Origin of the sequence: Amygdalobacter indicium (genome assembly GCF_029101545.1) — a bacterium.
GTDB classification, from domain to species: domain Bacteria; phylum Bacillota; class Clostridia; order Saccharofermentanales; family Fastidiosipilaceae; genus Amygdalobacter; species Amygdalobacter indicium.
The window spans coordinates 897,352-912,765 of the sequence record NZ_CP118866.1 but is presented as its reverse complement, the minus strand read 5'-3'; the positions used below and the strand labels follow the sequence as shown (position 1 = coordinate 912,765).

The following is a 15,414-nucleotide window of genomic DNA, read 5'->3' as shown; positions in this document are numbered from 1 at the left end:
TAAACATTAAAAACAATGAGGGTAAGAGCTATGAATTTAGATTTGTCGTGCTTTGAAATTATCGGGCCGGTAATGATAGGCCCTTCCAGTTCCCATACTGCCGGGGCGTGCAGAATAGCTAATTGGGCGCGCTTGATTAATGCCAATAAAACACCTGTTTTTGTGCGCTTTACTTTATACGGGTCTTTTTCTAAAACTACTTCGGGTCATGGTACCGATAGAGCTCTGCTCGCCGGTATGTTGGGTTTTGACGTCGATGATATCCGGATAAGACAGGCGTTTTCCGAAGCTGCATCAGCTCATATGAAATATGAATATGTTTATGATAAAGAGACTGTAGTTGAACACCCTAATACTGTTAAGGTTGAAATGTATGATGCCCAAAATAATGTTATGAGCGTTACAGGTCAATCTTTGGGTGGAGGCAGAGCCAGAATTTGCGAAATTAACGGGATAAAAGTTGATTTTTCCGGCCGCTTGAATACGATAGTAATAGAACAGGAAGATAAAGCGGGCGTTTTAGCGTATATTGCCCGTTGTTTAAGTCAGGAAAATGTCAATATAGCATTTCTGAATCTTTTTCGGGAACAAAAAGGTGCCCGTGCTTACACATTTGTTGAGACTGATTCCTTAATTCCCGAAGCTGCGTTGGCAAAATTGCGTGAATTGCACGAAATTAAGCGAGTTTTGGTTTTGCGCAATGAGGATGTGGAAGAACAGGCAAAAGTTAAAGAACAATCGGAGCAGCAGGAAAACTTTGTCGAGGAAGATTATCTTTTTTCTACAGGTGAAGAATTACTGCAAAAATGTTCAGCTGCTTCTATCAATATCAGTGAGTTTATGATGCGGCGTGAAATAGCGCTCAGCCATTTGAGTCGGCAGCAAATTTACAATAAGATGCTGTATGCTTGGCAAACTATGCAGAATGCCGTAAATATCGCTTTAACTAAACCGGAAAGGTCTATGGGTAAATTGATCGGCGGTGAAGCTAAAGAGGTTAATGATTATTTAGCTGAACATCCGACAACTGCGGGCGGGATAGAAATCAACAAGGCTGTTGCCTATGCCTTGGCGACTTTGGAGCACAACGCCTGTATGGGTAAAATTGTAGCTGCTCCTACAGCCGGTGCCAGCGGTGTTTTGCCCGCCGCACTTATGGTTATGCGGGAATTCCATCAAAAAAGCGAACACGATCTGGTTTATTCTCTATTTACAGCCGGTGCAGTCGGATTTTTGATTAATCTTCGTTCGTCTTTAGCCGGAGCTACAGGCGGTTGTCAGGCGGAAGTAGGTTCGGCAGCTGCTATGGCGGCAGCGGCAGTATGCGAATTAGCTGCTGCAAGTAACGCTGCAGCTTTACAGGCGGCAACCATAGCTTTGATGAATGCTTTGGGTTTGGTTTGTGATCCTGTAGGCGGATTGGTTGAAGTACCGTGTCAGGTTCGGAATGCTATGGGCGTGGCGAATGCGTTAACGGCGGCAACGATGGCTATAAGCGGATTGAAAATGTTGGTGCCGTTCGATGAGATGGTTGAAGTACAGAAAAAAGTGGGCGATTCGATGCCGGCAGCTTTAAGAGAAACAGCTGAAGGTGGCACGGCGCAGGCTCCGTCGGCTTTGAACAATTGTGCGGCAAAAGCTTGCGGCGGCTGTGCTTTTGCCTAGTTTGTGGTAAAATTATCAAGTGTATGTTTGCTTTTTATTAAATTCGGTTTTGTTTGTTTGATTTTCAAACGTCGAATAATCGAATATAAAATTATAATATCTGTGAGAACAGAAGAAAGAGGACTTTAATGATTACGAGATTAGCTACCACTGTCGGAGCCAAGTATCAGAATGCGGCGGGTGCTGTTGACGGCTTTTATCTGGATGGACGTTTTTCCGGCAAAAGAGAAGAAAAAGGTGCAGATATTACTTTAGATCGTGAAGCCGGCGGTTCTTTTTTCGCTATTTATGCTTCTTCTTATTCTAATAGTGAGAATGAACAGTATGACAAAAAGAAACGCGATATTTTGGATAAAATTCATGATGATATGCGTTATACGGACAAAAAGATAGATCAGGAAATTAACGATTTGGCCGATTGTGCCGTCAATGTTTCCGGTCAAATGACTTTGGGAGATAATGGCGTCAAGCAGCCTTATTTTGCCGGCTTGATTGTCAAAGACGCAGAAATTGCAGCGGTTACATTGGGCCGCGGATGTGCGTATCTTTATCGTAATGATATTTTGTATCCTTTAACGGAAGATGAATATCCGCTCAAAGCTGTAGATACTCACGGCCGTAAAGTTCCAAACCTTTATGTTTATTCCGCCGGAACGGCAGCAACTATCCGTTATTCCAATATTGCCCGCTTGCAGCAGGACGATTGCTTTATCCTTTGCAGTCGTGAAGTTATGGATACAATAGGCCAGGAAAATATGTTGCAATTATTATATGCGGCTGAAGACCAGGCCGATTCTGTCGGTATGGTAAAAGAGCTGATGGATGAGAAAGCTCCTGGTGTGCCTTATCAGTATATGATCGGCTTTGTTGAAGATTTGCTGGCCGACAAGGATGTCAAGACCGTAATTAAAAAAGCGGCAACTCCGACCGTATATGAAGCAAACGATAATAACTTCGGTAATCAGCAACCTGATACCAATGCGGCTCCTGTTAATATGAAGCCGATTGATGATTTTGATGATTCATATGATGATTATGAACATACAGGCAGCAGTAAGGGATTAATAATTGTAGCTTCGATTTTTGCTTGCCTTTTGGCTGTTTTAGCAGCTTTTTTGATCTGGGTTCAATTCTTTAATGAAGGTAATTTCCCCAGTTGGGTACCTTTGTTCGGCAGTAGCGATGCGGCCAAAGAAACTTCAGCTACAAGTCCGGTAAATGTTACGCTGGAGCCGACAACTTCTGCCGCACCGACAACGCAGGAGACAACAGCGGCCACAACCACAGCTGCGACAACTACTGCGGCTAAGAAGAAGCATCCTGATAAAGTTAAGATTAGAGCCGGCCAGGCGCTTGTTCAGCTTATTCAGGAAGTTTATAAGGATTATCATTTGGACGGCGACCAGCAAGCTGCCGCTTTGAAAGCTTTGATTAAAGCTAATCCGGATAAGATTACCAACAACGGTAATAATTACTATGCCGGTGATGAATTGGTTATTCCGGATATTGATGATATTGTGAACGGCAATCCGACAGCAACAACAGCCGGCACTGCCGCAACAACAGCTAAGAAGAATTAATTGCAAAAGAGGATATGAATTGGTATGAAACGTTTAGGCGTAAATGAGATACGTGAAGCATACTTAAGTTTTTTTGAAAGTAAAGGACATTTAAGATTACCGAGTTTTTCGCTGGTTCCGAAAAATGATCCGTCGATTTTATTGATTAATGCCGGCATGACTCCGATGAAAGCTTATTTTCGTGGGGATGAGAAGCCGCCGCGCACCAGAGTTACAACTTGTCAAAAGTGCATTCGTACACCTGATATTGAACGTGTAGGCTTAACTTCGAGACATGGAACATTTTTCGAGATGCTGGGTAATTTCAGCTTCGGTGATTATTTCAAAGCGGAAGTTATTCCGTGGGCGTGGGAATTTTTGACAAAAGTTCTGGAAATTCCAAAAGATATACTTTATGTTACTATCTACGAAAAAGATGATGAAGCTTATGATATTTGGACGAAAAAAGTAGGAATTGACCCTACTCACGTCTTTAAAATGAGCAAAGCTGATAATTTCTGGGAGCATGGCACCGGTCCTTGCGGTCCGGACAGTGAAATTTTTGTCGATCGCGGTCCGCAATATGGTAAAGAAACGCCGCAACAGGGAATTCAACAGGATATCGGTGATCGTTATGTTGAGATCTGGAATTTGGTGTTTACCCAATTTGAGCATCAGGCTGACGGGACATATGCACCTTTGAAACAAAGAAACATTGATACAGGTGCAGGTTTGGAACGTGTTGCTACAATTCTGCAGGGTGTCGATAACTTGTTCGAAGTAGATACGGTACGAGCTGTCCTGGATAAAGTTTGCGAAATTGCCGGTAAGAAGTACGGTGAGAATGAACGGGATGATATTTCTATTCGTGTAATAACCGACCATATTCGTTCTACAACTATGATGATTGCCGACGGTATTACACCGAGCAACGAAGGACGCGGTTATGTTCTGCGCCGCTTGTTGCGTCGGGCAAGTCGTTGCGGCAGATTGTTGAATATCAAACGTCTTTTCTTGACCGATTTAGCAGATGTTGTCATTAAATGTTCCGGTTCAGCTTATCCGGAATTAATCGAGCATCGTGATTTCATTATGGCTACAATCGAAGCGGAGGAGAAACGCTTTGATCAGACAGTGGCTCAGGGACTTGATTTGCTGCAACAAACAATGAATGAAGTTAAGAAAAATAAGCAGCAAATTTTGCCGGGCGATGTGGTCTTCAAGTTACACGATACTTACGGCTTCCCGGTTGATTTAACGGCGGAAATTGCCCACGAAAACAAGCTTGATATTGATCGTGCCGGTTTTGATCGGGCGATGCAGGTGCAAAAAGAGCGGGCACGTGAAGCAAGAAGAGCTAAATCCGACAGTTCCTGGATCAAGTCTGATTTAGCCAAAGAGCTGAAGGAGATGCCGGCGAGTATCTATACATGTTACGAAAAAACGAGCGACGAAGGCGTTTTGCAGGCAATTATTGTTGATGATCACGGCAGTAAAAAGTTGGTTAACGAATTGACTTGTACGGCTGATCCGGTTCCGGCTTATCTGATTTTTAATCAGACACCTTATTTTGCGGAAAATGGCGGCCAAATCGGTGATTCCGGTATGATCGGCAACAGTAAATCTATGATTCAGGTTAATAATTGTACCAAAACCATCCGTAAGGTTTATATTCATGATGCGGTCTTACAAAGCGGAACAATTAAAGTTGGAGATAAATTCACTTTAACAGTCGATAAAGAGAGACGCGAAAAAATTAGAAAGAACCATACGGCAACTCACTTATTACATGCTGCTTTGCGGGAAAAGTTCGGTAAGCAGCTGGTTCAATCAGGCTCTTTCGTCGGCCCTGATTATTTACGTTTCGATTTCAATCATCCGTGCGCTTTAACAACGCAGGAGATTAGAGAAATTGAAGAACGTGTTAATTGGGCGGTTATGCAGGATTGGCCCGTGCAGGTGGAGTTTATGAATATGGACGAAGCCAATAAGCGTGGAGCAATTCATCTCTTCGATGAAAAGTATGAAGAAAAGGTCAGAGTAGTGACAATGACTGACTATAGCGTCGAGCTTTGCGGCGGTACTCATCTTGATCATACTTCGCAGGTGGGATTTTTCCGGATTGTGGCTGAAACTTCAGCAGCTGCAGGCATTAGAAGAATTGACGCGGTCACAGGACCGGCAGCTTACCAATTATCGTTCAAAGAGCATGATGAGCTTGCAGCTTTATCTGCCGCTTTGAAAGCTCCGAGTAAGGAATTGCTTAATCGTGTTGCTCATTTGCAGGAACAGGTTAAGAATGGTGAGAAAAAATTACACGATTTGGAACAAAAAATGTTGAACGGCGATAACGGTTCCAATTTAGCGAAAGAAGTGCAGGAATTAGGTGGAGTAAAGCTTTTGCTGCTGCAGGTTTCCGTCGGCTCGATTGAGGCTTTGAGGGAATTAGCTGATAATTATCGCAATAAATTGAATCCGGCAGTTGTTATGCTGTTCAATGTCAACGAAGGAAAATTGCAGTTGATCTGTATGATTTCCAAAGAATTGACGAATAAAGGTCTTAACGCTGTAGAGCTGATTAAGACGGCGACGACAGTTTGCGGCGGCGGTGGCGGCGGTCGACCGGATATGGCCCAGGCCGGCGGCAAAGATATTCAGGCTGTACCTGAGGCTATCAAAGCTGTCAGACAAAAGTTGACGGAAAAATTATAATGCAAGTGAGAACGGACAACAGAGGTTGTCCGTTCTTAATACTCAATTTGTAGGAGGCGTTTTAATGCAAAAGGAAGATTGCTTGTTTTGCAAAATGGCCCGTGGGGATATTCAGGTTAATAAAATTTATGAGAACGAAAGTTTATTCGTAATTAACGATATCCATCCGCAAGCCGAAGTACATCGTTTGATTATTTTCAAACAGCATTACGATAATTTTTTGGATCCGAAAATTCAAACAACTGAGGGTCGGGCAGATATGGCTGCTTTGGTACAGGCAATTCCGAAAATTGCTGAAATCGGCAATTTAGCAGAATCCGGTTTCCGTATTATTCAAAATAACGGCGCAGGTGTCGGCCAGTCAGTTATGCATATGCATTTTCATTTCATGTATGATCCGAAGTTTAAGGATCAACTGTAACGAGTATTAGATTTTGTTCAATAGTGGAGGCTTTGAACTATGAGATATATGGATAATCGTATAATGTTGATGGATTTGTATGAGCTGACTATGGCGCAAGCGTGGTTGGATCAGGGAAAAGAAGACTTGGAAGCCTGCTTTGAAGTATTTTTTCGTAAAGTACCGGAAGACGGCGGATATGCTATTATGGGCGGCGTGGAAGATTTGGTTAATTTCTTGCAGGAGACGAAGTTTACTGAAGAAAATTTGCAATATTTAGCTTCTACCGGACTTTTTAACAGTCGTTTTTTGGACTATTTGCGTCATATGGATTTTCGTTGCTCCGTTTATGCCGTGAAAGAAGGCAGTGTGGTATTCCCGCGTGAGCCGCTTGTTAAAGTTGTCGGACCGATTATTCAGGCTCAAATTTTGGAAACGATGATATTGCTTTTAGTTAATCATCAGAGTCTGATTTCAACTAAAGCTTCAAGATTACGCTTAGTGGTCGGCAAACGTCAGGTTTTAGAGTTCGGCGCCAGAAGAGCTCAAGGTTATACAGCCGCTTTGATGGGTGCCAGAGCTGCTTATATCGGCGGTATGGACGGAAGTTCCTGCTTAGCCAGCGGTGAATTTTATCATGTGCCGGTGGGCGGTACAATGGCGCACAGCTTTGTCCAGTCTTTTCCGACAGAATATGATGCCTTTGTTGCGTATGCCGACAGCTTCCCGGATAACACCGTTCTTTTGGTTGATACATACAATGTTTTGAAATCCGGTGTGCCCAACGCTATTTTGGTAGAGAAAAACGTTTTAGCTCCTAAGGGTAAGCATCTTAAAGGTATCAGAATTGATAGCGGCGATTTAACTTGGTTAACGCAGGAAGCACGTAAAATGCTGGATGCAGCCGGTTTGACTGATGTTAAGATTACAGTTTCCAATTCCTTGGATGAATATATTATCAGAGATTTACAGATGCAGGATGCTAAAATTGACAGCTACGGTGTGGGCGAACGTCTGATTACCGCTCGTAATGAGCCTGTATTCGGCGGCGTTTATAAGTTGACCGGTATCAGAAAAGCCGGCGAGAAAAACTTTACTCCGAAGATGAAGATTTCGGAAAATCCTGAAAAAACAACTAATCCGGGCGAAAAGAATCTGCTGCGTTTCTATGATTTGGAAACCGGTAAAGCCATGGCCGATTTAATCTTGTTGGCTGATGAGGATTTAACTCCTTATTATCAGGGAGAAGCAGTTGAGATTTTCGATCCGGTACAAACTTGGAAACGTAAAACTTTAACTAATTATCGTGTCAGAAATATGTTGGAACCTTTGATGGAAAAGGGTGTTGTGGTAGCGAAGAAATACAGTTTGCCCGAGTTGCGAGAGTTTTGTCGCCAGGAATTGGAAACACTTTGGCCGACGATTAAGCGCTTTGAAAATCCGCAGACGTATTATGTCGACTTATCGGCAAAATTATGGCAGGTAAAAGACGAGTTCTTACGTTCGCATCAAATGCATCATTAAATTAATAATTAGAAAGATTGGAAAATTATGAGTAATTTATATGCTGATCCGGTCAAAATTTTAGTAGTGGCCGCCTCGGAAGAGCAATTGCAAAAGTTGCCTGCATTACCGCAGAATAACTCTTTGAATTTGCAGGAAGCTGCTGATTTACAAGCTGAGCTTGCCCCGACGAATTATATGGAATTGGAACTTTATCCGCATTTAGCTCCCAATACGGTAAAAAATTTCATCAGCTTGGTAAAAAAAGGATTTTATGACGGCTTGATCTTTCACCGAGTTATCAAAGGTTTTATGATTCAAGGCGGTTGTCCTGAAGGTACGGGAATGGGAGGCCCGGGATATTGCATAAAAGGTGAATTCAGAAGCAATAATTATCAAAACCCGTTGCAGCATGAACGTGGTGTAATTTCCATGGCTCGAGCTATGAGTCCGGATTCTGCCGGTTCACAATTTTTTATTATGCATGCCGCTGCTCCTCATTTAGACGGACAATATGCAGCTTTCGGACGTTTAGTCGGTACAACTGCCTGCTTGGACAGAATTGCGGAAACTCAGGTAGACTATCAGGATCGGCCTTTGCAAAATCAGGTAATGAGTCATATTTACGTAGTAGGAAATGTTGACTTGGGCGAACCTGAAAAAATTTAAGTAAGGTGTAGAAGAGCAATTATGAGTGATAAATTTTACATTTCAACTCCGATTTATTATCCCAGTAATAAGTTGCATATCGGTAACAGTTATACAACGGTGCTGGCGGATTATATAGCTCGTTATGAACGTTTGCGCGGTAAAGAAGTGTTCTTTTTAACAGGAACGGACGAGCACGGACAAAAAATTGAGAAAAAGGCGACTGAAAGACATTTGGCGCCTCGGGCTTTTACGGATGAAGTTGTTGCCTGGATTAAAGAATTATGGCGAAGTTTAGATATCTCTTACGATTATTATATTCGTACCGTTGATGAAGACCATTGCCGACGGGTGCAGATGATATTCCAAAAATTGTATGATCAGGGCGATATTTACAAGGGCGCTTATCAAGGTTGGTATTGCACACCTTGCGAAACTTTTTGGACGGGAACACAGCTCCTTGCGGGAAATTTGTGCCCTGATTGTAATCGTCCGGTTGAAACGGCACAGGAAGAATGCTATTTTTTCCGTTTGTCCAAATATCAGGACCGACTTTTGCAGCTTTACAAAGAAAGACCGGATTTTTTGGTTCCGACAGCCAGAGTTAATGAGATGGTGAAAAATTTCATTGAACCGGGTTTGCAGGATCTGGCCGTTTCGCGTACTTCTTTTAAGTGGGGAGTGCCGGTACCTTTTGATCCTAAGCATGTTATTTACGTTTGGATTGATGCTTTGAGTAATTATATTACGGCTTTGCATTATCCGGATGAGCGGCAGACACTGCCGGACATTTGGCAAAATTCTTTGCAATTACTGGGTAAAGATATTGTGCGTTTTCACGCTATTATTTGGCCGGCTTTATTAATGGCCCTGAATTTGCCTTTGCCGAAAAAGCTGTATGCACACGGTTGGTTGATGTTCAAAGATGACAAGATGAGTAAATCAAAAGGCAATGTTGTTGATCCTTTGATCTTGACGCAGCGTTACGGAGTCGATGCTATTCGTTATTATTTGTTGAGTGAATTACCGTACGGGGCGGACGGACACTTCTCTAATGAATCTTTGATTGAACGTATTAATATTAATTTGGCTAATGATCTGGGGAATCTCTATTCACGCAGTTTAGCTATGTTTGTGAAATATTTTGCCGGAGAAATACCGCAGGATTTAAAGCCCGAAGCGACTGCTTTTGATGCTGATTTGGAGCAGACTTTGGTTAAACAAATAAGTATTTATCATCGCTGCTTCAAGGAAAATCAGTATTCCAACAGCTTGGCGGCGATATTTGTTTTAATCCAACGCGCAAATAAGTATATCGACGAAACTTCTCCCTGGGTTTTAGCTAAGCAGGAAGATAAAAAGGCAGAACTTTTATCCGTTATATTGCATTTGTTGGAGACTTTGCGGCAAATAGCCTTGTGTTTATATCCGGCTATGCCGTCTTCCATGTTGCGTATATTGAGCGGATTGGGTCAGGCGACGGACAAAACGAATTTAATTGCGCAATTCAAAGAGGTCGGCAGTTGGCATAATTTCTCCTGTCAAGGGACTTTGCAGACCAGCGAACCGATTTTCCCGCGCTTGGATATGAAGAAGGAAATCGACTACCTTAACGGCTTGCTGGAAGCTCAAAAAGCAGCTGCTCAGGCCAAACAGGAGCCGGAAAAACAAACTGCTGCAAAAGTTCAATCCGAATCGGAGGAGAAACAGACTGTAGAGTTGAGTGATTTTGCCAAATTGGAACTGCGTATCGGTACGGTAGTTAAATGTGAAAGAGTTGCCAAATCGGATAAATTGTTGCATGAAACAATTAATATCGGTAATGACCGTTTGCTCAGTGTCGTTTCAGGTATTGCCCGATATTATACGCCGGAGGAGATGCTCGGCAAGCAGGTAGTCCTGTTGTGTAATTTACCGGCGCGTAAGTTAAAAGGAATTGTTTCCGAAGCGATGCTTTTGACGGCAGAAAATCCTGATGGCAGCATCCGTTTATTGACAGTTGCCGATAAAGTTCAGGACGGAGCAATTATAGCTTGAGTTTAAGCAAAGATAAAATAACCGGAGTTGCTGCCCAGCCTTCGGTTATTTCTTTAATTTTATTCGCCCGGAGGAATATATGAGTAAAGAAAAACAACATGCGGCTCAAGTTGCCGCTCGTAATTTTATTATTAATAATCTTCCGGCTTATGACAGCCATACCCATATTCATGACCCGGAATTTCAAGCCGATTATCATAGCGTTATAGCCCGAGCACATGCGGCGAATATCAAACAGATGCTGTTGCCTTGTGACGACTTGCAATCATGCAAAAGAACTTTAAGTTTCCATGCTTCTTTGTCTGCGCAGGAAAAGAAGCTGGTACGGTATGCTTTAGGCTATCATCCGCATGCGGCGGAGGATTATTGCTTGAATAACGGTTATGCAGAATTGGTAAAACTGGCCGGCGAATTTTCTCTTGTCGCTCGGACTTCCTCGGATAATTCAGCTGATCGATTTGTTAGCGATTCCGGCAAACCTATTTTGGCAGCCGTAGGGGAGATAGGCTTGGATTACTATTACGATAATTCCCCGCGCGCCTTACAAAAACGCGCTTTTTACGAGCAGCTGGCATGGGCTGCAGAACTTAAATTACCTTTGAGTATCCATACGCGGGAAGCTTTCAGTGATACTTTAGATATATTACAGTCTGCTTTTAAAAATAATTTGTTGCTATCTTCGCCCGGTGTGATTCATTGTTATTCCGGTTCCAAAGAATTTGCCAAACGTTTATTGGAAATGGGATTTTACTTGGGATTTGACGGCCCGATAACTTTTAAAAATGCCAGAGTGGCGCCGGAAGTTATAGAGTATTGTCCTCTAAGCCGGATATTAATAGAAACTGACGCACCATATCTTACCCCTGAACCTTTCAGAGGAGAAAGAAATGAACCGGCGAATGTAAAACTTGTTTTGCAAAAAATTGCTGAAATTAAGAACGTAGCGCCGGAAGAGGCGGCAAGAGTAATATACGATAATGCAGTTCGACTTTTCGGCATTAATTAGGTTGATTTTCACAAATTAAGACCTATAATTTATTAGTAATCTTAGTAAATTATACAAAAAGATTTGCTGACAGGTAGGTAAGAAATGAGTGATTTTAAGCAGGAAGTTGTTGAGAAGTTATTACACAATACATTTAATGAAGCTAATATTCCGTCAGATTGGCATAAACCGGAAGAACAGGCTAACTTGGCAATCGGAGTAATTTTAAGCAAACAAGAAAAAAAACCTGATTTTGCTTATCGTTTGGAAAGTGATTCAATCGGCGAAAAGAAAGTTGCCAAGAACGCTTATTATGGTGTCCAGACTTTGCGCGGTGCAATTAATTTCCCTATTACCGGCATGAGAATGCATCGTTATTTAATCGATTCTGTCGCTGAGATTAAGAAAGCAGCAGCTATAACTAACTATACTGCCGGCCGTTTGGATGAGGAGCGGGCAACTGCTATCAGTCAGGCTTGTGATGAAATAGTTGCCGGTTATCTACATGATCAATTCATTGTTGATCCGATTCAAGGCGGTGCCGGTACGTCGCTGAATATGAATGCCAATGAGGTAATTGCCAATCGTGCCATTGAAATTTTGGGAGGCGAAAAAGGCGATTATTCTATTGTTCATCCCAATGACCACGTTAATTTCGCGCAGTCGACTAATGATGTATTTCCCAGCTGCGGCAAAATGACGGCCATTAAACTGATTTTGGAAGCACAGAAAGCTTTAAATGATTTAGCTTCTGCTTTGCAGGCCAAAGCGAAAGAATTTGATAACGTTCTGAAAATGGGACGTACACAGTTACAGGATGCCGTACCTATTCGTTTAGGCCAGGAATTTTCGGCTTATGCTGCAGCTGTACAAAGAGATATCAAGAGATTTGATAAAGCCGTTTCCTGCTTGGCAGATTTGCCTATGGGCGGTACGGCGATCGGTACGGGCTTAAATGCTGATATTAATTATGTTAATAATATCGTGCCGAATATTGTCGCTATTTCGCATCTGCCTTTGAGACAGGCGGAAAATTTAGTAGATGCTACGCAAAATCTGGACGGTTATGTGGAAGCGTCCGGAATTATCAAGACATGTGCCGTTAATTTATCAAAAATGTGTAATGATTTACGTTTGTTGAGCAGCGGACCGCGTTGCGGCTTTGCCGAGATTAATTTACCGTCGATGCAAAACGGCTCTTCAATAATGCCCGGAAAAGTTAATCCGGTAATCCCGGAAGTGGTTAATCAGGTAGCATTTAATATTATAGGCAACGATACAACTATTACTTTAGCTTGTGAAGCCGGACAAATGGAATTGAATGCTTTTGAACCGGTTATTTTTTATAACTTATTCCAATCGGCGGAAACTTTAACGCATGCTGTCAGAACTTTGATTGACAATTGTATTAACGGTATAAGTGTGAATGAAGAACGTTGTCGGGATCTGGTCAATCATTCCATCGGCATAGTTACTGCACTTAATCCTTATATCGGTTATAAAAATGCTGCCAAGATTGCTAAAGAAGCGCAAAAAACCGGCAGACAGGTCGGCGAATTGATTTTGGAGAATAAGTTGTTGAGTTCTAAGCAGTTAGAAACTTTAATGAATCCGCAAAACATGACCGGACCGGGAATCAGCGGCGATACAAGTGAATGGCAAAAACATTATCATTTGAAAAACAAGCATTAATGAAAGCCGGATTAAAACTATTTCCCTCAGGTTGCAAGTTGCAGCCTGAGGGTTATTTATTTGAGTAATTTTTCCAAGTTACTTATAGTTTTCTCCAGATTTGCATTGTAAGCTTGAACTTCCGCCCAGGAACAGGCTTCATCTTTTTCCAATTCTTCACTTAATTCTAAATACAGTTCCTCCGCTTTTTCTCCCAATTGGAGGCGCAGATTGTAATCTTCGTAGGACTGAGGCGTATTATCCGTATTTTGTAAAAAAGTTTGATTAAACTGCTCATTTCGGGTTAATAGTTGCAGAACCGTATTTAAGTTATTCTGTGCCTGGACTTTTAAAGCCCGAATTTTACCTTTATTCCAATTGCTGTCAGTTGCTTTTCGTTCTTTAACGACCGCGGAACTTGTAGTTTTAGTTGCAGACAGCGATTTTTCTTTACTTAAAGAATCAATGTTACTCGAATTCAGAGAAGACAAGTACGTTTTCCACCATTCTTCGTAAGAAGCATATTCTTTCAGGCGACAATCGACAAAACCGTAGATTTTATTGGCAATTTTCTCGACAAAATAGCGGTCATGACTAACCACTACTAAAGCCCCGGCATAATTTTGCAGGGCATTTTCCAAACGTTCTATAGAATAAAGATCAAGATGATTGGTCGGTTCATCCAGAAATAAAATATCCGGGTGAGCGTTGATCAATTTTGCCAAAAAAATTCTATGTCTTTCACCGCCGGATAAAATACGAAGAGGTTTATCAATCATGCTGCTGTCAAAACCGTAATTCGCCAATTGCGCTCTGATATAGCGTTCGGGTATGGTATTATCGTGCATAAGATAATCCAGCAAACTTTGAGAAGGATCGGGGAAATTAATGATTTGTCCCATATAAGCTATTTGTAAATCCCCGTAAAGTTTAATTTCGCCGCTATCAGGCAGTTCTTCTCCCAAAAGGATTTTTAATAAAGTGGTTTTACCTGTGCCGTTACGTCCGATTAAAGCTGCTTTTTCATTCGCTTTCAAGGAAAAATCCAGATGCTGAAAAAGTTGCTTATCGAATTTTTTACTTAAATCTTTCACCGAGACAAGTAAACGTTTGTAATCTTTTTCACCCAAAGATGACGGTTGATTAAAACTGAATTTTAAGTGTTTTTCCCCGATTTGCTGTTCTTTAAGCTGCTTTATTTTGGCATTTAAGCTATTTACAACTTTTTCTCTTTGATGATAACCGCTGATATTACGATGGGAAAGAAAGGTTTGTTTAACAGCAGTTTCTATATTGAGCTTTTCATTTAAACGTTCCAATTCTTTAGCCTGAATTTGTTTTTGTTCATCAGCTAATTTCCGCGCTTGCGTATAATTGCCGGAATATACGGTGAATTTATGTCCCTCCAACATAATGGTTTTATCACTTATACGATCAAGAAAATAGCGATCATGACTGACAACAATAAAAGTCTTTTTGGATTTTTTGATAAAATCGGCCAGCCAATCACAACTAAGTAAATCCAAGTGGTTCGTCGGTTCATCCAGCAAAATTAAATCCGCCGGTCGTAATAGACAATGAGCTAAAGCTACTTTCATTTTTTCACCGCCGGAAAGAGTAATCGGTGCCTGTTCGATTAATTCTGTCGGTAAATTCAATCCGGCCAGAGCAGCCTTAATAGAAGCTGTAAAACCATATCCTCCCAGGCGTTCAAATTCAGCTTGAGTTTCCGTATACCGTTTCAGCAGGACGGGTAAATCTTTGTCATTTTCGGCTTTTTTATCGGCTGCGGCTATCAATTGACTCAATTCATTCATTTCAGTTTCAACAGCAGTCAATTCCGGATTATCATAGACATGAGCCAGTTTATCTAAAGCTTGTAAGGAATGTTGGCCTAAGTAACTTATGATACAATTTTTAGCTTGATTTATTTTACCGCTGTCCGGTAAAATTTCACGACACAATAACTTAAAAAAAGTAGACTTACCGGAACCGTTTAAGCCGACAAGTGCATACTTATATCCGGCATCAATGGTTAAATCGGCCTGATCGAATATTACCTGCTCATTAAAAGCTAAATTAACTTCTTGTAAATTTATCAAACTCATGACGTAATTATAACATCAAATCAATACCTGCACAGCTGCAGAAAGGGGCAAATAATCGGCTATATTTACTGTTATAAATTTCTGTTTTAGAAAAAATTACAGCAATAGGGGCGGTAAACTGTTATA

The 15,414-nt window shown here is 41.6% G+C and carries 10 protein-coding genes; 9 read left to right on the top strand and 1 reads right to left on the bottom strand.

Annotated features, from left to right (window positions below):
• The first annotated feature begins 30 nt into the window (after positions 1 to 30).
• The 9 genes from sdaAA (at position 31) to PYS60_RS03760 (ending at position 13,201) form a co-directional block, all read left to right on the top strand.
• On the top strand, positions 31 to 1,665 hold the full coding sequence (sdaAA, locus tag PYS60_RS03800; protein ID WP_315567839.1) for an L-serine ammonia-lyase, iron-sulfur-dependent, subunit alpha: 1,635 nt from the start codon (positions 31 to 33) through the stop codon (positions 1,663 to 1,665).
• A gap of 128 nt (positions 1,666 to 1,793) precedes the next feature.
• On the top strand, positions 1,794 to 3,245 hold the full coding sequence (locus PYS60_RS03795; RefSeq protein ID WP_315567838.1) for a hypothetical protein: 1,452 nt from the start codon (positions 1,794 to 1,796) through the stop codon (positions 3,243 to 3,245).
• Positions 3,246 to 3,269: 24 nt separating this feature from the next.
• A complete protein-coding gene (gene alaS / locus PYS60_RS03790; protein ID WP_315567837.1) occupies positions 3,270 to 5,936 on the top strand; it encodes an alanine--tRNA ligase in 2,667 nt (888 codons plus the stop codon).
• A 64-nt stretch (positions 5,937 to 6,000) separates the two neighbouring features.
• Positions 6,001 to 6,357 carry an HIT family protein gene (locus PYS60_RS03785; protein ID WP_315567836.1) on the top strand — a complete coding sequence of 119 codons (357 nt, stop codon included), beginning with the start codon at positions 6,001 to 6,003 and terminating at the stop codon, positions 6,355 to 6,357.
• Positions 6,358 to 6,396: 39 nt separating this feature from the next.
• Positions 6,397 to 7,860, top strand: a complete 1,464-nt coding sequence (locus tag PYS60_RS03780) for a nicotinate phosphoribosyltransferase (protein WP_390866510.1) — start codon at positions 6,397 to 6,399, stop codon at positions 7,858 to 7,860.
• A 177-nt stretch (positions 7,861 to 8,037) separates the two neighbouring features.
• Positions 8,038 to 8,508, top strand: a complete 471-nt coding sequence (locus PYS60_RS03775; protein ID WP_315570830.1) for a peptidylprolyl isomerase — start codon at positions 8,038 to 8,040, stop codon at positions 8,506 to 8,508.
• A 21-nt stretch (positions 8,509 to 8,529) separates the two neighbouring features.
• Entirely contained in the window at positions 8,530 to 10,524 is a 1,995-nt protein-coding gene (metG, locus tag PYS60_RS03770; protein WP_315567835.1) for a methionine--tRNA ligase, read from the top strand.
• A gap of 79 nt (positions 10,525 to 10,603) precedes the next feature.
• On the top strand, positions 10,604 to 11,530 hold the full coding sequence (locus PYS60_RS03765; RefSeq protein ID WP_315567834.1) for a TatD family hydrolase: 927 nt from the start codon (positions 10,604 to 10,606) through the stop codon (positions 11,528 to 11,530).
• Between the two features lie 84 nt (positions 11,531 to 11,614).
• The gene (locus tag PYS60_RS03760) at positions 11,615 to 13,201 is read left to right on the top strand and encodes an aspartate ammonia-lyase (protein WP_315567832.1); all 1,587 of its coding nucleotides are present in this window, start codon (positions 11,615 to 11,617) and stop codon (positions 13,199 to 13,201) included.
• Positions 13,202 to 13,257: 56 nt separating this feature from the next.
• Here PYS60_RS03760 and abc-f read toward each other — a convergent pair whose 3' ends face one another.
• Positions 13,258 to 15,288: a ribosomal protection-like ABC-F family protein gene (gene abc-f / locus PYS60_RS03755; RefSeq protein ID WP_315567830.1), complete on the bottom strand. Its 2,031-nt coding sequence runs from the start codon at positions 15,286 to 15,288 to the stop codon at positions 13,258 to 13,260.
• Positions 15,289 to 15,414: the final 126 nt, after the last annotated feature.